The 19,926-nt window shown below is 35.7% G+C and carries 17 protein-coding genes; 15 read left to right on the plus strand and 2 right to left on the minus strand.

The features are described from left to right. Positions 1 to 161 precede the first annotated feature (161 nt). The 7 genes from R7Z47_RS20360 to R7Z47_RS20390 all read left to right on the plus strand — a co-directional run bounded on the left by R7Z47_RS20360 (position 162) and on the right by R7Z47_RS20390 (position 7,058). Positions 162 to 1,415, plus strand: coding sequence for an O-antigen translocase (locus R7Z47_RS20360; RefSeq protein ID WP_262606856.1), 1,254 nt, complete (start codon positions 162 to 164; stop codon positions 1,413 to 1,415). 19 nt (positions 1,416 to 1,434) lie between these two features. Then, positions 1,435 to 2,313 (plus strand): glycosyltransferase family 2 protein, encoded by an 879-nt coding sequence (locus R7Z47_RS20365; protein ID WP_238844111.1) that lies wholly within the window; start codon positions 1,435 to 1,437, stop codon positions 2,311 to 2,313. A gap of 146 nt (positions 2,314 to 2,459) precedes the next feature. After that, complete coding sequence (locus R7Z47_RS20370; protein WP_262606857.1) at positions 2,460 to 3,566, plus strand: EpsG family protein; 1,107 nt, start codon at positions 2,460 to 2,462, stop codon at positions 3,564 to 3,566. Between the two features lie 14 nt (positions 3,567 to 3,580). Further along, complete coding sequence (locus R7Z47_RS20375) at positions 3,581 to 4,612, plus strand: polysaccharide pyruvyl transferase family protein (RefSeq protein ID WP_262606858.1); 1,032 nt, start codon at positions 3,581 to 3,583, stop codon at positions 4,610 to 4,612. A gap of 15 nt (positions 4,613 to 4,627) precedes the next feature. Next, on the plus strand, positions 4,628 to 5,782 hold the full coding sequence (locus R7Z47_RS20380) for a glycosyltransferase (protein ID WP_256903163.1): 1,155 nt from the start codon (positions 4,628 to 4,630) through the stop codon (positions 5,780 to 5,782). A 9-nt stretch (positions 5,783 to 5,791) separates the two neighbouring features. Then, entirely contained in the window at positions 5,792 to 6,301 is a 510-nt protein-coding gene (locus R7Z47_RS20385; protein WP_238844115.1) for an acyltransferase, read from the plus strand. A 10-nt stretch (positions 6,302 to 6,311) separates the two neighbouring features. Beyond that, positions 6,312 to 7,058 (plus strand): glycosyltransferase family 2 protein, encoded by a 747-nt coding sequence (locus R7Z47_RS20390; protein WP_318130613.1) that lies wholly within the window; start codon positions 6,312 to 6,314, stop codon positions 7,056 to 7,058. A gap of 111 nt (positions 7,059 to 7,169) precedes the next feature. On the opposite strand, the gene R7Z47_RS20395 is transcribed toward R7Z47_RS20390, so the two are convergent. Next, a complete protein-coding gene (locus R7Z47_RS20395; protein ID WP_318130587.1) occupies positions 7,170 to 8,177 on the minus strand; it encodes a sugar transferase in 1,008 nt (335 codons plus the stop codon). Between the two features lie 239 nt (positions 8,178 to 8,416). Further along, positions 8,417 to 9,733, minus strand: a complete 1,317-nt coding sequence (locus tag R7Z47_RS20400) for an MBL fold metallo-hydrolase (protein WP_262606860.1) — start codon at positions 9,731 to 9,733, stop codon at positions 8,417 to 8,419. Between the two features lie 1,147 nt (positions 9,734 to 10,880). On the opposite strand from R7Z47_RS20400, the gene wecA reads away from it, so the two are divergent. The 8 genes from wecA to R7Z47_RS20440 all read left to right on the plus strand — a co-directional run bounded on the left by wecA (position 10,881) and on the right by R7Z47_RS20440 (position 19,871). After that, on the plus strand, positions 10,881 to 11,960 hold the full coding sequence (gene wecA, locus R7Z47_RS20405) for a UDP-N-acetylglucosamine--undecaprenyl-phosphate N-acetylglucosaminephosphotransferase (RefSeq protein ID WP_262606861.1): 1,080 nt from the start codon (positions 10,881 to 10,883) through the stop codon (positions 11,958 to 11,960). A gap of 50 nt (positions 11,961 to 12,010) precedes the next feature. Further along, positions 12,011 to 13,135: a non-hydrolyzing UDP-N-acetylglucosamine 2-epimerase gene (gene wecB / locus R7Z47_RS20410; RefSeq protein ID WP_318130590.1), complete on the plus strand. Its 1,125-nt coding sequence runs from the start codon at positions 12,011 to 12,013 to the stop codon at positions 13,133 to 13,135. 21 nt (positions 13,136 to 13,156) lie between these two features. After that, entirely contained in the window at positions 13,157 to 14,422 is a 1,266-nt protein-coding gene (gene wecC, locus R7Z47_RS20415; RefSeq protein WP_262606864.1) for a UDP-N-acetyl-D-mannosamine dehydrogenase, read from the plus strand. Positions 14,423 to 14,501: 79 nt separating this feature from the next. Further along, a complete protein-coding gene (locus tag R7Z47_RS20420) occupies positions 14,502 to 15,791 on the plus strand; it encodes an O-antigen polymerase (RefSeq protein ID WP_318130592.1) in 1,290 nt (429 codons plus the stop codon). Next, positions 15,784 to 16,968: a hypothetical protein gene (locus R7Z47_RS20425; RefSeq protein ID WP_262606866.1), complete on the plus strand. Its 1,185-nt coding sequence runs from the start codon at positions 15,784 to 15,786 to the stop codon at positions 16,966 to 16,968. The genes R7Z47_RS20420 and R7Z47_RS20425 overlap by 8 nt, the downstream gene beginning before the upstream one ends. Continuing rightward, a complete protein-coding gene (locus tag R7Z47_RS20430; protein ID WP_262606867.1) occupies positions 16,965 to 18,107 on the plus strand; it encodes a hypothetical protein in 1,143 nt (380 codons plus the stop codon). The genes R7Z47_RS20425 and R7Z47_RS20430 overlap by 4 nt, the downstream gene beginning before the upstream one ends. Continuing rightward, a complete protein-coding gene (locus tag R7Z47_RS20435; RefSeq protein WP_262606869.1) occupies positions 18,100 to 19,143 on the plus strand; it encodes a glycosyltransferase family 4 protein in 1,044 nt (347 codons plus the stop codon). Before R7Z47_RS20430 ends, R7Z47_RS20435 begins: the two co-directional genes overlap by 8 nt. Before the next feature lie 17 nt (positions 19,144 to 19,160). Continuing rightward, positions 19,161 to 19,871: a WecB/TagA/CpsF family glycosyltransferase gene (locus R7Z47_RS20440; protein WP_262606871.1), complete on the plus strand. Its 711-nt coding sequence runs from the start codon at positions 19,161 to 19,163 to the stop codon at positions 19,869 to 19,871. The last annotated feature ends 55 nt before the right edge of the window (positions 19,872 to 19,926 follow it).

Consider the following 19,926-nt stretch of genomic DNA (forward strand, 5'->3'; position numbering starts at 1 on the left):
GAAGTGCTGTCATTACCGATGTCGCCTTACTTGAGTGAGCAAGAGAGAAGTGTTGTGGTCGATGCAGTGAACTCTTTCTCTCTTTAAATTAATTATAAAACCAGGCCAACCTAAGGGGGGGCTGGTTTTTGAGTTAAGAAAAACAAAAAATTAGGTTTTAAGTGAACTTACTCAAAACGTCTATGCTTAGCTTTCTTGCTACTGGCATAAAAATGCTCTCCGGCCTAGTTATCAACAAAGCTGTTTCTGTATTAATCGGGCCTTCCGGTCTTGCATTAATTGGCCAATTGCAGAATAGTCAAGGCTTGATCCGCGCTTTTGCGCAAGGGGGGATCAATTCAGGAGTAACTAAATATACTGCTGAATATGCAGACGATACAGACAATACAAAGGTGATTTGGAGCACTGCTCTTAAAATTACATTACTTTGTTCAATTATAACTAGTATTCTAATGATGACATTCTCTAGTGAAATGTCGAAGTATGTTTTTGATACAGAAGAATATAGTTATGTTTTTTCTTTGTTTGCTATCACAATAACATTGTTTTCGCTAAATCAATTGGTACTATCCATACTAAATGGTTTGAAGGAAATTAGAACTTATATTTCCATAAATATTACACAAAGTATCTTTGGCTTAATTTTAACGCTGGTTCTGGTATATCTTTATGGGTTGGATGGTGCTCTCATTGCATTGGTGACAAATCAATCTTTAGTAAGCTTTGTCTTATTAATTAAGTTAAGAAAGCACAACAAAATTATAATAAAAAACTTCACATCAAAGTTTGACAAGAAAAGTAGTAGAAGGTTATTAAACTATACATTGATGACGCTTGCATCGACATTGGCAGTTCCAATGTCTATGATAGTTATTCGAAATTATGTAGGTGAAAATATATCTTGGGATGCCGCAGGGTATTGGCAAGCAATGAACTATATTTCTTCAACTTACTTATTAGTGATTACTACAGCTCTTGCTACTTATTATCTTCCAAGGTTGTCTGAAATAAAATTAGAAAGTGAGTTGAGAAAAGAGTTACAGATAGGCTTTCTAGTAATAGTCCCACTTGTGTCTATTATTTCAATTTTTGTTTATCTATTGAAAGACTTTATTATCTGGGTTCTTTTTACAAAAGACTTTTATCCTATGTTAGTGCTATTTAAGTGGCAGTTAATAGGCAACGTATTAAAAATGTCTTCATGGCTCATTTCATATTTGATGCTTTCTAAATCAATGACGAAAGAGTTTGTTATCTCCGAAATAGCATTCTCTGCATCATATACATTCTTGTGCTTCTATTTTGTTAACAATATGGGAATGGAGGGGCTAAGCTTTGCTTACTTCCTAAACTACTTGATTTATTTCTTTATAATGATGTTTTGGATGAGTCGGATTATCAGAAAAAAAATATAAATAGAACTAGGTATAAAATATGAAAAAGGTTTCTTTTGTTTTACTTGCTTACAACCAATCAGATTTTATTGAGTCGGCTATAAGAGCTGCACTTGAACAAGATTATGAAAATATTGAATATGTTTTTTCCGACGATTGTTCGAATGATGATACATTCGAAATTATTGAGAGAGTTTGTGCTCAATATCCACATAAAAACATCATTTTAAATAGAAATGAAAAAAATTCAGGCATTTCTCAACATGTAAATATTGCTTTGAGCAAGGCTACAGGAGAAATAATTGCCATCGCTGCGGGTGATGATTTGTCTTTACCATCAAGAGTCAGCCAAGCCGTAGAGTGCTTTGTTAGAAATGAACAAGTTTCGTTTTTATCTTTTAATGATGAGAAGATTGATGAGAGCGGAGAAAAAATTGGGCGCTTGAGTGATTTAGAGAGTGATCAGCGTTTTACGCTTGCAGACTACACTTCAGGAAAAAAAATCGTTACTAGTGGTGCGTCAAGAGTGTTTAGACGAAGCATTATAGACTCATTTGATGCATTAGAGCCAACATGCCCTACGGAAGATACCCCCTTCCTGCTTAGAGGCTTATATTTGGGAGAGGGGATGATTATCAATTATCCTGGCATTTACTATCGAATTCATGATAGTTCATTATCTGCTCCTGCAAATTTAGTTAAAATGAAGCATGAAAGAATAAAAAAACAATATCTTCAAGATATGGAGAAAGCGATAAAGTTAGGCCTTATATCAGATATAGACACAAAGTTAGTGAATGAATGGATTGATTATATCAGTTTAGTAAAGGATAAAGCTGCAAGTAAAGGAATAAAAAAAATAGCCATATACTTTAAGCTGATAACGAATCGAGTTTTCTTAAACAAATTATTTCAGTAAAAATGACAAATAAGTTACTATTCCTATTCTATTGCTTACTACTAGTTGCAGTTTTTGCATTCTCGCCATTCTTTTTATTTTATTTGTCCGTTACTCTTCTTCTTATTCAGAGTTATAGCTTTAATGCTGAATTTAGGTCAATGCTAGTGAGTAGTGCCTTTGCGTTTCTAGGAATCGTTGTAACAGCGATGAGTAATGAACACTTTGCTGTACGAGGCGATGACTTCACTACGTATTATAATAACTACTTGGAAATTTATAATGGTCACTACAGTGATGCAATATTTCAATTTTCTGGGGGTATCGAAGTTGGTGTCCCATTACTAAATTTACTCATTTATAGTATAGTGGGGGAGCCACTTCCCTACATGTTTAAGCTGTTTCATGTTGGTTTTATTCTTTCTCTACTGGTTTTTGTTTGCCTTAAAATTGTTAAGTATTATAATCTTAAGGCTCGCGATTTTTTCTTTATACTTGGTCTTTCTTTAATACTTTTCAAACTTAACTATGTGTTTTTGATAATGAGGCAGGGTTATGCAAGCTTATTCATAGCATTGGCAATATTCTCTTTAGGGAAGTTTAGGTATGTATTTCTGGCCATTGCATGTACATTTCATCTGTCTAGCATAGTAATATATCCACTTTCTATCTTTGTAATTAAAAATAAAAGCTCTAAAAAATTAAAATTGTTCATTCTGACTAGTGTTCTTGTGAGTGCTTTTATTTTGGTAAACGTAAAAATACTCACATCTATTAATTTTAATAATGTGATTCTGACAAAGCTTACATATGCTTTATCAGGAATGCTTGACTCTGGAATGATGTTTCAATCGATAATAACAAACATTAAAGGTCTTCTGTTCTTTTTGGTGCCATTTGTAGTGTTGTTTGTTCGAAGAAAGTTAGATAAGACCTTTTACCCATTTTTAGCTATGACAGTCTTTGTTATGAGTACATCCTACCTGCCAAGCCTGTCTTTTCGCGTTACAATGCCTATCTATGCATTATTAACTGGTTTTTTATACTTTAACTATTTGGGTAGAACTAAGCTATGTTTGGGGTTAGTTTTCCCTATACTCGTCTTCAGTCTATTTAACTCGACATATTTCTCAAAGTTGAACTATGAAAGATACACAATGTTTGATACGCAACCGTTCTATTTTATTCCATCACTATTTGAAGACAGAGCTTTTAAGGTCGATAGGTTTTCGTTACCTAAGGTTTCAAATAAAGAAAATGAAAACAAATTATAAAACATGAGACAATAATGAAAAAAATATTATTAGTTAACAGGGGGACTTGCAATAATTTGGGAGACCAAGCTATTAATGTTGCTTTTGAAAAGTTTCTTAATAATGAAATTGGCTGTGATGTTGTGTTTGAAGACTATACTTCTAAGTCTCAAAATGTGAATACCATTAACGCTGGTCAAGATGTAAGTCCTTTAAAAGGATTGCTTAAAAAAATTCTTCCTCTGAACCTAATTTGGTTTTTTAGAAACTATAGTCGAATCAAGAAATGTATCGATAAGAACTTGCCTGACTTAATAGTCGTTGGTGGGGGACAGTTACTGCTTCATGGCAGATTTAGTATTGCTGCTTTCACTTGGGTCTATCTTGCAAAGAAACTCAATAGGAAAATAGTTTTTTCTAATGTGGGCTATGGAGGAAGTTATTCTTGGTTAGAAGATAAACTTATTTGTTGGGCTGTAAATAATGCAGATGGTATAAACGTCAGAGATAACAGGTCATCTAAGATGATAGATGATTTATATAGTGTGAAATCAGTTGTTTCTGGAGATGTCGTATTTACTGAAAAAGTCTTAACATTTTGTCCTGAAAAACAAACTCTTATCGCTTTGGGCATTACTGCGCACTCTGTATATAATATGTATAACTCCAAACTTGAACGGGATGAATATTACAATTTATGGTTGGAGCTTTTAAGGAAGAACAACATATCAATCTCCAATGTCGTATTGACCTATACTACTCAAGAAGATAGCGTCGAATGTGAGCTTTTCAAAGAATATATAAAGAGAGTGTATAATGTTGATCTTGATATTCTCTATAATAAAACTTTGGATGATTATAAGAGTAATTTAGAGGCAGTGTCTCTTGTCGTTTCTGGGCGTATGCATGGTTTGATTTTGGCTATAAATAGTGGCTGTAGAGTCATTACATTTCCTATTTCTAATAAACTTAATTCTTTTGATGATATTATTAACTCCGAAGATCTTGTTGAATTTAGAGAACGAACTAGAAAAGAAACTAGAAAATTCATTAATAGTCATTTGTAATTTTGTGAGGTTGATGTGAAATTAGGTGTTTATGCCAACTGGAATATATTTCTAGCTGAAGATGGCTTTTATGTCGAAGGAATACATAAAAAGTATCTTGATCAGTTCGTTGAAAAAACAGCACAGGTTACATTACTATGTTCCTCATCTAGGAATCATGATATTCCAAAAAACTTTGAATTTGTTTCTACTCAAGATGTAAAACTCATACAGTTACCTGATTTTAATTCTTATTTAGGGGCCTTAAAAAAAAGCCATTCAATTTGGAATGGGATGAAAGAACTCCTTTCTGTTTCAGACTTTGTTTACTTAAGAACACCAGAACCATTTAGCTGGTTTGCAGCTATACTCAAAAAAGATCAAGTTCTAAATTATCATTTTACTTCAAATCCTTTAGAGGTGCTTAGGGGTAGAATGAAAGATGATTTCCTTAAAAATCTATTTAAAATATTAATTTTTTATCCAGAGTATTTTCTTATTTCACTTAGTGCTTATTTTAACTCCTGCTCTGCTAATGGTAGTTCTGTACTAAAAAATGTTCCTTTTTTTATCAGAGATAAAATTGATGTTTTGGTAGAAAGTAGTATTTTATCTACTGATGAATTTTCTTCACCTAATCTATTGCCAAATGAAAGCTTTAACTTTATTTGTGTTTCTCGTCTTCAAGAAGGTAAAGGTTTAGAGTTATTGATTGAGGCTTTCTCCGAATTAAAAAAAGAAAATGCAAGCCAGTCTTTTTCTTTGTCTATTGTTGGCAATGGTCCAACTTTAGAATCATTAGTATGTTTAACTAAAAAATTGCATATTGAAGATGATGTTAAGTTTCTAGGTTTTATTCCAAATGGTCCTGAACTCAATCAGGTGTATCAGGAGCATAACATTTTTGTAAATCCATCCATTTCTGAAACTGGACCTAGAACATTAATTGAAGCTTTATATAACAATTTATATTGTATATCTACTGATGTTGGTTATGTCCGTGATGTGATCGATGGAAATGATTCGTTAGGGGTTTTAGTCGAGCCTAATTGTAAAAAAGCGCTGGAGGCTTCATTGAAGTCAGTGGTCCAAAACTTCGACCTATCTGATATCAATAGTATTAATAGACGAAACTTGATTGAAGGTTACACATTGGACTCATTTATTAGTAATGTTCTCAAGAAAGGCTAAGGGTTAAGTATGAAGAAAAGACTAAACTTTTTGTATAGTTGGTTTGTTTGGGGGGGGACTTTTTTCTTTCCTGATGCTCCTATTATAATGAGGTTCAGAGGGTGGTTATACTCTTTGTTCATGCCTAGTTGTGGTAAGAACTTTCAGGTTGCTTCTAGCGTCAGAATATTAGGCTTGGCGAATTTAAGTGTTGGAGAGAATGTATTTCTAGCAACAGGCGTTGTTATAAATGCTCGCGAAAGAATAACTTTGCATGATGAAGTGCTAATAGGTATTAATACTTTGCTTGTTTCGTCAAACCACACTAAGAAGAACGGATCTTACAGGTTTGGAAAACCGACAGGTTCCCCGATTATTATCGGCCAAGGAACTTGGGTTGCTGGTAATGTTGTTGTCGGCGCAGGTGCGAATATTCCCCATAGTAGCTTGATTGGAGCAAACTCATACGTTAACAAGAAGCTTACTTCAGTAGGCCTCTACGCAGGTAGTCCGGTTAGATTGATCAAAGAGGAACTCTAAATTGACTTCTATGGTTTCGATAATCATGCCAACTTACAACTCTGAGCAAACAGTTGTAGAAAGTATTCAAAGTGTACTATCCCAAACGTACAAAAACTGGGAACTTGTAATAGTAGATGACCTTTCTGTCGATAACACTTGGCAAGTTATTCAAACATACGCTGATAAGTACGACAATATTCGTGTATATCAGAACAAAGAAAACCAAGGGGCTGGTGCAAGTCGTAACTTCGCTATAGAACAAGCAAAAGGTCGCTTCATTGCATTTTTAGATTCTGATGACTTATGGCTGGAAAATAAACTAGCAGAGCAGATTCCATTCATGCTAGAGAATAACTATCCACTCACATACACCCACTATAGCCGTTTTAATAGTGAAGAAGAGCTAAGCGTTGTAACTGCGCCAGAATATACAACGTACAAAAAACTCATGTACAGTAACGTTATAGGATGCCTAACTGCCGTTTACGATACACAGAAACTAGGTAAGCGATATATGCCTCTAATTCGTAAACGTCAGGATATGGGATTGTGGTTAGATATATTGAAAGAGACCCCAAAAGCTTACTGTTTACCTAAGCCGTTAGCAAAGTATAGGATGGATAGTGGTATGACAGCTAACAAATTTAGCGTTTTGTCATATCAATGGAAGTTCTATAGAGACGTAGTAGGCTTGAGCTTGCCAAGAAGCCTATTTACATTTTCTGTCTATGCCGTTAAAGGTACGATGAAACACCGAACTAAGCGCAAATCTTAGTTTCGTTAACCCTAGATAGAGCCGACCAAATATGCACACAAAAAGAGCAGCGACCGTAAGGCGCTGCTCTTTTTTCATATCTATGATCCGTTCGATTAAATTCGCCGTGTTTTAGCGACCCATCCCAAATAACACCGTTTTGACTGTAAGGAAAAGAATTTTCACTTCCATTATCCAGTTTTGGTGTTTGATGTAATAGACATCGTATTTATGCTTCCAAATAGCATCTTCTACCGATGCGCCGTAAGGGTATTTTACTTGGGCTAGACCAGTTACCCCAGGTTTAACGGCGTGACGAAAGCGGTAGTAAGGAATGGCTTTTTCCAATTCAGAGATGAACACCTCGCGTTCTGGGCGAGGACCAACCATCGACATCTCTCCCTTTAGTACATTGATTAACTGAGGGAGCTCATCTATGCGAGTTTTACGAATAAAACAGCCGACTTTCGTTACGCGCGCGTCATTTTTGGTTGCCCATTGGGCTCCGTTCTTTTCTGCATCGTTTCGCATCGAGCGAAACTTAATCACTTCAAACTCTTCATTATACTGGCCAGTACGACGCTGTTTAAAGAATACCGGACCTGGCGATTCAAGCTTAATGAGTAGTGCCGTAATAAGCCCTACAGGAATAGCAACCCATGACAGCATGAAAACAAACAACAGATCGATGAAGCGTTTTTGCCAGCTGTTCTTGCGATTAGAAAGGATAGAAAAAGCTTTTTGGTGTAAGAAGTAGCCGCTGTGCAAAAGCTCCGTTTCAGTATATCCGAGTGAACGGTCAAAATAGCTCACTAATGGCTCAACCCAAGCACCTAGCTCTGTCGCCGCGACAAGAAATGCTTGCTGTTCAGGATCTAGATGCGAGCTTTTGAAGTGGCAAAGCGTTTTGCTCTTGAAGTCTCTAAGAGCATAGTTATTAACCTGAGCGTTAATCTCAGGATGCCTCTTAAGCACTTGAGCAATTTTTGCTTCGTCTTCTTTTGGACAGTAGATATAAAGGCAAGTATTTGATTCACTTGCGGATAACTCGTCCAATGCTGATGTTATGCTGATAGAATTATGCTTAGTTAATTCAGAAGCTTCTCGTTCTTGAAGCGTGTCGCTCATACTGTCTGTCATAGGAATGGAATAAGTTGTTATCGACTAGCCAATTGCTTACAAGTCGGCGATTATAATTTATTTCGTATAGAAATTATATCCCTTAATCCAGAACATGCTCATAACTTTGTTAATTTTCTTGAACCTGAGTCCTTGTCTATGACTTGTTTTTGAATCTTAACGAAATTATATCAATGAATTCGAAAAACTATGTTTGCGATATATTATATTGCCTCGAAATTAAATGATTGTTCATTTCACTATATAACGCAGTTATATCCGAGGGTTATCAGTTGTTGATAAAGCGATCTTTTCGACGCTTGTTCACCATGAATAAGGTGAACTTCTTTCGGAGGAGTAGGAATACCAGAAACAAACTGTATTAAATCGTCCCTATCCGCATGTGCAGAGTAACCTGACATGGTATGTACTTGAGCCTCCACTCTAACGCGCCTTCCTTCAATCAATATGTTCTCTTCTCCATCCTGAATTCGCCGACCTAACGTCCCTTCTGCTTGATAGCCTGCAAATAGCACATCATTTCTTTTATCTGGCAGCAATGCTTCTAAATAATTGACGACACGTCCACCTTCACACATACCAGAGGCCGCAACCACGATAGCAGCTTCTGCCGTGCTTGCGAGTCGATTGACGAGCTTTAAATGGTCAGTGTGGCTTTCGACGGTAATACATTGATCAAACGCAAGAGGGTGTCGGTGATGCTCGATTCGCTCTTTCGCTTCAGCTCCCCAAAGCTTTTTAAATTGCCGATAGGTAGTAGTTACCTTTTTAGCCAAAGGAGAATCGAGAATAATAGGCAGAGAATCTTGCAAGGCGTGCTCATGAATAAGCTGTTCTATATCAAACAGTAACTCTTGAGTTCTCCCGACGCTAAAAGCAGGTATAACAATTACGCCACCATCCTGAAGTGCATGCTCAATAATAGAAAGCAATCGCCTACTGCGAGACTCAACATCTTCGTGAACTTTATTGCCGTATGTTGACTCGATAAACAAATAGTCAGCTTTTTCAGGCGATACCGGGTCAGGTAGGAGAGGCGTGTTACGAGGTCCCAAATCCCCTGAGAACACAACAACTTCATTGTTTGATAAATGAAACTCAATATATGCAGACCCTAAAATGTGTCCTGCTGGTTGAAAGCGAAGATAGGTATGTTCTTCTATCTCTATCCATTGGGAGTAAGAGCAAGGGCGAATAAGCGTTCGAATAAAATCGAGCAAGCTGTCCCTTTGATGACGCCTCATGCCTAACTGGAGCTTTAATCCATCTTCTAACATAAGCGGTACGAGCTCAGCGGTGGCTTCCGTACAGTAGATAGGCCCCTTATAACCTGCAGCCAATAGCCAAGGTAGCCGACCAACATGATCGATATGAGAATGGGTTAGAACAACCGCTTTGAGATCAGAGATAGAACAGTCGATATTCAAACTCTCCTGCTGAGCATTATCTTGACCTTGTAGCAAACCACAGTCGATCAGCACACTTCCATTTTGTAATACGAGCTCGTGACAAGAGCCAGTAACCGTATTTTTCCCACCGTGGTGCAGTACTTTCATAACGAAACGACGTCTTTTCCTTTGTTAACCCACGCTTACGAGTATTTGCTTTTATATATAGCGACACCTCGCGACGTAAAGACGGCTCAGTCAATCGCGCAATGAACAAGGTAAGCAGAAAGTGGTGAATAAGTGAGCGTATTGTAGGCAAGGATAATGAGAGTAAGAAAACAGCAAAACCGAAAGTTTAGAGAGACTTAGATATTCGTCATAAATTTGACTGTGTAGCATTGCAACCTGTTGTGATGCAATTCATATTATTGCAACTATTTTCACTTAGACTTCTGAGATTAACGCGCTAGCTATACAAACATCAGCTATGCCGGAAGGAGTTTAATAATTAGTAAGCCAACAAAAAAAGCGTCACGTTTATGGCGAGTTAAGTGTCAGAAAAAAGACATTTTTTTGCAAGCTTTTTACACGTTCTACTTTTAGTTGCAACGTGTTTACTATACAATTCGTCTCCTGTTTGGAAACGCAACCATTAAACACTACGTCTAAAACTTGCTTCTAGGAGCCAGACCTAGGGGCGGTAGCGTGCCCAAATCTTCTGTTAGTCTCTTTCCTAACAGAAGAGAGACCAAGCAAGATAATTTTTAATAATAATAAGCACCTAAGTGCATTTCTGGCAAGATTGATTTATAAAAAACGAGAACTATTACAAATTTATGTAATTCCCTTTTGTCAGAGGGACGCTCAAAGCTAACAAAGTGGCGAGCAAATGTTGGTTAGGCATAGGTTACAATTTAAATCTCCATTTCTCATACCTATCAAAACCAAATACTAGGTTTATAGAAGTACATAACTACCGGCCCAAACCGTTAGTTAGTGTATTCAGCTTTGTATTTGGCCTGCCTATAAAAGGCTGAGAGCCGATGACCGTCACGAGCTAGTGTCGGTGGAACTCAGTTACTTACATATTCAATATTAGAAATTAGCGTTTGCAATGCGTTACAACCCACGTTGGCTAATGTGGTTTTGTCACGCCAAAAAATCACCTGCTCATTCTTAGAGTTCGGCGTGTCTAGATACGAGCGAAGCAAGAATCAGCAGGATCGGACCTGTGATGCAATGGAATCCGTAAAGGGAATCAGTCGGATGCGTTATAGATTTACCTCAAACTTATTTAATAACACAGTTGGCTACCATGAATAATGCATATTTATTTGTATTTATTTTGTCGTTCGTTCTACTTTTTGTTATGCGCAAAGTTGCTAAGCGCGTAGGTCTAGTAGATAAACCCAATGCAAGAAAGCTCCACCAAGGAGTAGTACCCCTTGTAGGAGGCATCTCCATTTTCTCTACTATACTGGTCGGGTTCCTTCTGTTCCTACCAATGAATGACAACCTATCACTCTACTTATCTTGTTCGGCTGTGCTTATAGTGCTCGGCGCATTAGATGACTACTACGATGTAAGTTTCAAAATTCGTCTTATTATCCAAGCCGGAATATCCCTTGCGATGATTTACATCGGAGGCCATAGCTTACACGATTTAGGCTTCCTAATGGGGAGCGAAACCATTGCCCTTAATGAAGTAGCTGGCGCAATGGTCACCGTTATTGCGGTAATAGGCGCAATTAACGCATTCAATATGGTTGATGGTATAGACGGCTTGCTAGGCGGGTTAGCCTCGGTAACCTTTACAGCATTAGGTATTGTATTTGCTTACAACGGAAACGAATATTTAGCCACGATCTGTTTAATGATCGTGACTGCGATGCTTCCTTACATCTTCCTGAACTTAGGATTTCCACTTGGTCGTCGCTTTAAGATCTTTATGGGTGATGCTGGCAGTATGTTTATCGGCTTTACCGTGGTCTGGATGCTGATTCGCGGCACGCAAGAACCAGGAGCGGTAGCCTTCAAGCCAGTCACAGCACTGTGGTTGATAGCGTTACCTTTGATGGACATGGCAACCATTATGATCCGTCGTATTCGTAAAGGCCAGTCACCATTCCAGCCAGATAGAGAACATCTACACCATATTTGTCAGCGTATTGGGCTTTCTCCAGGTGCAACGTTAATTTTCATCTGTTCGATGGCATCGATTTGTGCTGCGGTAGGCTTATGGGCTGATTTTCATAATATTAGTGAATCAATAATGTTTGTGGCATTTTTAATTCTCTTTATATGCTACTTCTCTGTTATCAGCCATATTTGGCGCATCTCTTCTTGGTTAAATGTTTGGAAAAAGCGTCATAGAATTACCACTGAGCAATTATAAGTTACATATAGGAAAATTATTTTTATTTTATATTTGGCTAGGAAAAAAGAATGACAATGAAAAAGATTTTAACAGTTTTTGGAACGCGTCCTGAAGCTATAAAAATGGCACCTTTAGTTCATGCTCTATCAAACGATCCACGTTATGATTCTAAATGTTGCGTTACCGCGCAACATAGAGAGATGTTAGATCAAGTATTAGAACTATTTGAGATAAATCCTGATTATGATCTTAATTTGATGAAGGCAGGACAAACTTTAAATGATGTCTCGGCCAAAATTATTCAAGAATTAAAACCTGTTCTTCAAGATTTTAAGCCCGATGTGGTATTAGTGCATGGGGATACGGCTACCACGTTTGCTGCGAGTTTAGCTGCGTATTATGAGCAAATAGAAGTAGGCCATGTTGAAGCAGGTCTTCGCACTGGAAACATATACTCTCCTTGGCCAGAAGAGGCCAATCGACGTCTAACTGGTGTTTTGACGAAATATCATTTTGCTCCTACTGAAACATCGAGAGATAACTTACTTCAAGAAAATTTTTGTCCAGAAGATATATATGTAACAGGTAATACAGTAATCGATGCATTACTAATGGTTAGAGAAAAAATTGAAACCAATACAGGGATAAAATCTCAGCTAGAGGAACAATTTCCGTTCTTAGACGAAAATAAAAAGTTGATTTTAGTTACAGGACACCGACGAGAAAGTTTTGGGGGGGGCTTTGAAAGAATTTGTGAAGCTTTAGCACAAACTGCGAAAAGTAATCCAGATGTTCAAATCTTATACCCAATGCACTTAAACCCGAACGTGCGTGAACCAGTTAACAGAATATTGGGTGATATTGACAATGTTTTATTGATAGAACCACAACAATATCTGCCATTTATTTATTTGATGGACCGAGCCAATATCATTTTAACCGATTCTGGCGGCATCCAAGAAGAAGCGCCATCGTTAGGCAAGCCAGTTTTAGTGATGCGTGATACAACAGAAAGACCAGAAGCGGTTGAGGCAGGTACGGTAAAATTAGTTGGCACAAGTACGGACAAGATAATTACCGCATTAGAAGTCTTATTAAAAGATGAAGCGACGTACAAAGAAATGAGTTATGCACATAACCCATATGGTGATGGCAAAGCTTGCCAAAGAATTTTAAACACATTAGCAAAATAAAATTTAATATCGGAATAAATTATGTCATTTGAAACAATTTCAGTAATTGGCTTAGGATATATTGGTCTACCAACAGCGGCAATGTTCGCTTCTCGTAAGAAAAACGTCATTGGCGTTGATGTAAATTCAAAAGCAGTTGAGACCATTAATCAAGGTAAAATTCATATTGTAGAGCCTGAGCTAGATATGATTGTGAGTGCTGCGGTGACAGAAGGTTACCTCAAAGCGAGTCTTACACCTGAACCGGCAGATGCTTTTTTAATTGCTGTTCCAACACCTTTTTTACCATGTGACGAAGGGGATGTTCCCGCCCCAGACCTATCATACATCGAAGCTGCGAGTAAAGCTTTAGCTCCGGTGCTAAAGAAGGGGGATCTAGTAATTCTAGAGTCAACATCTCCGGTTGGTGCGACAGAAAAAATGTCTGCATGGTTAGCGGAAACGCGTCCTGACCTTACTTTTCCTCAGACCCATGGCAATGATGCTGATGTAAATATAGCCCATTGTCCTGAGCGAGTTTTACCAGGCCACGTGGTTCGTGAGCTGGTCGAAAATGATCGAGTCATTGGTGGTATGTCAGACCGTTGTTCTGAGCGCTCTGTCGAACTTTACAAAACATTTGTTCAAGGGGAGTGTGTAGTAACGAATGCGCGCACTGCCGAAATGGCAAAATTAACAGAAAATAGTTCACGTGATGTTCAAATTGCTTTTGCCAACGAGCTCTCCATTATTTGTGACAAGTTAGATATTAATGTTTGGGAACTGATTGAACTGGCAAACCGTCACCCTCGCGTGAATATTTTACAGCCTGGACCTGGTGTGGGTGGACATTGTATAGCGGTGGACCCATGGTTTATTGTATCCAACACTCCAAAAGAAGCTCAGCTTATTCATACTGCTCGCAAAGTAAATGATAACAAGCCAGAGTGGGTTATCAATAAAGTTAAACTGGCGATTGCAGAGTTTCTGCAAGCGAATCCGGATAAGACGGCTAGGGAAGTCACTGTTGCATGTTACGGGCTAGCATTTAAACCGGATATTGATGATCTACGTGAGAGCCCTGCCATGGACATTACTAAAGAAATTGCAGCGATGCATTCTGGTAGAGTAATAGCCGTTGAACCTAATATTAAGAAACTACCTTTAAACCTTCAAAGTGTTGAGCTACTAGACTTTGATATCGCCAAACTAGAAAGTGATGTTCATGTACTTTTGGTTGATCATAAAGAGTTCAAAGAAGCTTGTATTACTACAGGTATTAAAGTAGATACTAAAGGGGTGTGGTAACCTTATTACGATTCGCAGGATGTATTAATTATCCATCCTGCGAATATAAATTGTGCATTCAATATAGATTGAGTTATGAATGGAAATTAAACTGCTAATATTGGTAAATTTTTCACTTTCAATTTTTCTTTATCTAATAAATATAAAAAAAGAATTAATACACATTGATAAGATTTATATGTTTGGTCTTATGGTGTTTTTTGTTTTGCCAAGCATATACATATCAATATTATATTCCAGTAATAATTACTATTATATATATCCAGAAGAAATCCTCATTAGCAATATTGTTGTCACAATAGTATTGATTTCTGTTATATGTTCAACTTTTTTTTTAGACTTCTTTAAATTTAAAAAAAATGGTTGGGATATAAAACCAAGTGTAATATACCTACTACTTATTCTTCTTTTTATTAGCTATATTTCAAAGTTTCAAATGATTTTGTCTGGAGCTGCTGTCATAGAGGATAAGTATGCAGAGGTCACAGCAGTCTCTTCTATTACAAAATATTTTTCAAATTTTGATATTTCTATATTTCCTATTTTATGTGCTTTATATTTTGGGAGAGATAACAAAACATTTTTAATTAGAAGTGTTTTTTTGCTATCTCTTGTTATTATGATTTCATATGCAATTTTTCAAGGTAGAAGGTTTGGAATAATATACCCTGTTATAGTTTGCTGTCTTATTTATTGTATTTTTAATAAAATAAATTTAAAGAAAATGTTTTTATTAGGCTCGATGTTGTTCTTTTGTTTTTTTATTATGACATCTGTTCGGATTACACAGGCAAAACATTTATCTGGTCATGGAGAATCAATAAGCTCTTTAGAAGCTATACAGAAGATTAACTCTGATAGCCTTACAGGTATATCACAATCGATAATAAGCAGAATTGGTAATCCTTTTATCATGACTAACCATACCATATATAAACGTTATTATTCTGATGATGAGCCATTTTACCAAGTCGGAGAACATGCACTACTATCGCTTATTCCTAGGGCTCTTTATTCAGAAAAAGGTCAAGTTTCTATAGGGAATGAATTTGGTAAAGAACTTAGTTTAATATCAAGTTATAACAATATTACGAAAATAAACCCAGGCTGGCCGGCTGAGGTTATTTATAGTTATGGTATTTTAGGTGTATTCCCATTTTTTCTTCTTGTTACTGCATTCATTAAGATACTATATAAGACAATAGATCTCAAGAAAAGTACCGGAGTTATAATATATACGTCATTATTTACTTTCGCTTTTTCTGGTTTTCAAATGGAGTTCTCTTTCGCATTTAATACCTTTGTGAAAACGTTGTTTGTTCTCCTTCTTATATCATTTATTTATAGACAAAAAAGCGCTAATGATTAATTTTATAAAAAAGGTTTTGGCAGCAGACTTAATTTCTAAGTTTTGTCAGATTATTTTAACCTTATTGCTGATTAGAATTTTAAGTAAAAATGATTATGCTATATATGCAGGAGTGCTCGCTTGGTCTATGTTAGCTGCGAGTTTTACCTCTGGACTTAATATTTCTTTATTAAGAAAAGTTGCGAAATATGGTATGAGTAACCTGAGCTTATTTTACTCAACTATGCTTATTGCTTTTGCTAGCATTTCTTTTATCGTCCTATTTATTATTTTTTCATATAACTCAACTAGTATTTTTTTAGTTGCGATTCTAAGCGTTTCTCTGATAGGTTTCCAGCTTATCGCATCTTTCTTACAAGCCAAGAAAGATGTTGTATTTTACGCAATAACATCTTCAATAAAAAGTCTCATCCCATTTTTACTTATTTGCACCTTATATCTTATATGTAATCATATTACGGTCGAAGATTATATATATATATTATTTTTTTCCTTTTTGTTCATATTGTTTGCTTTTATCGTAAAACAAAGGAGAGAAGGTGTAGGAGTTGGAGTTACAAGAGATATTTTTAGAGAGTTTAATGTTTCAGAAAATATACACCTTTTTTTATATTACTCAATTATAGCCATATACACGCAGATGGATATTATATACGCAAGTTATAATTTGGATAATGATGTTACATCTGAGTATGCCGTAATATTTAGATTTTATTCGCTATCAATATTGTTAGTACCATCAATTGTATCCTCTCTGAGGGTATATACTGCAAATATTGAAAAAATGTCTGACTTGTTATTTGTTAATGAAAGATTTCCACAAAAATTGATTTTTATATCTCTGTTAATCTCAATTTCATTTGCAATAGCTTCACCTTTCTTAGTTAACTTGGCCGGAGAGCAGTATGCTAATGGTTTTAGATATATAGCTTGGTTCTCTATAGCGACGTTTTTCTCCTATATTGGCTGTATTAGTACATCAATATTTATTTCGTTGAAGCTATATGGGTATTTAATTTTTTTTGCTATATCTTCAGTTTTATTTAAAGTTATTCTTTACCTTTTGATTAGCCCTGATGAAGTGTTTGAATTAGTATATACATTCGTTTCTTCAGCAGTTTTCTATAACGTTACAGGCTTATCTTTATTAATTTTTTATATGAGGAGTGAACGTTGAAAATACTTTTTATTGCATACTACCTCCCTCCATTTGCGGGTGTAGGGCAATTTCGAGCAGCAAAGTTTCTGAAGTTTTTATCTAAAGATGAAAATATTGAAAATTTAGATGTTATTACTGTCGACGATAAGTATTATGATAGAGTGTGCAGTGATAAACTAGATGTCGGTAGCAACGTCAATGTGATTAAGACAAAAGTATCGTCAGTTTTAAAAAACTTCATAAATGAAGAGGGGGTTTTCTGGTCCCCATATTTATTTCCTAAGTTAATAAAAATGTTATTCAATAATAAGTATGATGCAATTTACGTTAATGGTAACCCTTTTTTTCATATTCCATTTGTTGTTATTTTGGGAAGGTTGTTTAACGTAAAGGTAATTGTTGACTATAGAGATCCTTGGTTGCTGTCGCCATATAGGAAGTTTGATGGATTAAAAGGGGGGGTAATTTCATGCTTAGAAAAAATCACAGTTAATCTTTCAAGTTTTTTGATAAATGTTACTCAAAGTGCAACTCAAATGCACAAGGAAAAGTACTCTGACTATATTGAAAAATTCAAGACGATAGAAAATGGGTTTGATGACGATGATTTTAATTTTTTGACACCTTTCAAAAAAAGAGATGATAAATTAAGAGTTGTATATAGCGGGAAGTTTTCTGACTTTAGAAACCCTGAAGAGTTTATTCGTGCATTATCTAATGTTAAAGAAAGTTTCGATTTCTTGCATGTTGGATTGCAAGAAGATTCTGTAATAGAACTTGTTAAAAAATATGATATTCAGGATATATACACCTGTACTGGCTATGTTAGTTACGCGAATGCAGTTGAAGCTATGAGAAGTGCCGATATTGGCCTTATTATTAGTGGTGGTCACCCATATGAACCGACGACAAAGATATTCGACTATATCGCTCTTGGATTAAAAAAACTCGTAGTTACTGATAATATTAATAAAGGTTTTTTATATGAATCATTAAACGATGACAGTTCAAGTCGGATATGTAAAAATTCTAGAGATGAGATTCTTGAATCATTGGTTTTTCTTGCTAAGAATGATCTCTCTCAAAATGACAACCTCAAAGTTAGATTTTCTAGGAAAGAACAGTCTAAGCAATTAATGTCGGTGTTTAATGAATAACATTCTTATTATGACAAATATGGGGCCTTATAAAGGTAACTCATACTCGGGTAGATTTGTTTTCAATCAGTATCAATATATTTTAAAAGACTTGAATAATAATTACTCTTTGTTTTTTATGTCTCCAAATGGAACGGGTAAAGCTTTTAGTTTAATAAAATACGTTATATATCTATTCAGATTTATTAAATTTTCTTTTTCTAATAAAAGATTTGATCTATTACATGTTCATTATTACTATCCAACAATATTTTTTGCAGTATTATATAAGTTTTTATTTAATAACAATGTGAAAATAATTGTGACATTTCATGGTAGCGATGTTTTTAATTATCGAGTCGCCCCATTTTTATATAAGTATTTTTATGATTTTGTTGACCACTCATTCTTTGTATCAAAGGGCTTAAAGGAAAAGTTTTCACTTTCTTGTAATAATGAAAATTATAGTATTCTGAGCGCAGGAGTATTACCATTGTTACGTGATGATTATTGTACAGCTTATGATAAAATTTACGACCTCTGTATTATTGGAACTATAAATAAAAACAAGCGTGTCTCGGAGTTTATTGATCTGATTTCTTCTTACTCTAAACGCTGTTTAAAGATAGTAATTGTTGGAGGTGGTGACCTACGAGACCTTAACTCATCTATTGATATATCTGAGCATGATGTATCCTACCTCGGAGAAAAAGAAATATCTGAGATTAAAGATATTTACCTTTCATCTTACTTTACGATTAGTTGTTCTATCGTAGAATCTTTTGGTTTGACTATTTCTGAATCCCTAAGCTTGGGAACCCCAGTTATAGCAACGAAAACAGACGGAAGCATAGAACAAATTGAGGATGGTAAAAATGGATTTATATTTGACTTCTCTCAAGAAGGATTAAACACTGTACTAACAAAGGCTTTCGAAATGTCAGTGAGCGACTATAAAGTCATGTCATCATTTAGTATAAGTTCATCTGAAAAGTATAAAATTTCAAACGTGGCTTCCGAAATTATTAAAAAATACGATAGTGTTTTATCCCACTAATCAAGGCTTTTATTTTTATGTTGAAACAAGTAGATATATCTGGGATTGTTGTTAGTTGTTTTGAAAATATGAACGAAGCAGTCAAATATATACTGGACAATGGGAAAGGTAAGACCGGTGTTGCTATCAATCCCGAAAAAATTTTGACCGCTATGAGATGTTCGAAAACTCGTGAAGTATTAGATAAAGCTGACATTTGTTATCTAGATGGTATCGGTGCTGTAAAGGTTGCTGAAAGAAAACTTTCGATGAAACTTGAGAGAATTCCTGGATGCGAACTTTGGGAGGAACTAATGAAAGCCTCTTCTCAAGAAAAAAAATCAGTGTTTTTACTTGGTGCCAGTTTAGATGTTGTCACTCAAACAAGTTCAAAGCTTAAGAACGAATTTGATGTAAATGTAGTTGGCTTCGCAGATGGCTATTTTCAAGATGACGATGTAATGATAAAAAAAATCTTATCACTTACTCCTGATATAGTAACTGTCGCAATGGGTTCTCCCAGACAAGAGATATTTATACAAAAATGTCGTGATGCCGGGGTTGACGCTTTTATGATGGGTGTCGGTGGGACATATAATGTGTTTGTCGGTGCTGTTGAAAGGGCACCAAAATCTTGGTGTAAGGTGAATTTAGAGTGGCTATATCGACTTATAAAAGAGCCTAGTCGAATATTTAGGCAAGTGAGATTGCTAAAGTTTCTTTGGCTAGCTATCACTAGAAAAATTTAATGTTTATCAAAAATTGTAAAGCGAGAAAGATTCAGCTCTGGATCTTTTATATATC

Origin of the sequence: Vibrio sp. 1641, assembly GCF_033339995.1 — a bacterium.
GTDB lineage: Bacteria > Pseudomonadota > Gammaproteobacteria > Enterobacterales > Vibrionaceae > Vibrio > Vibrio alginolyticus.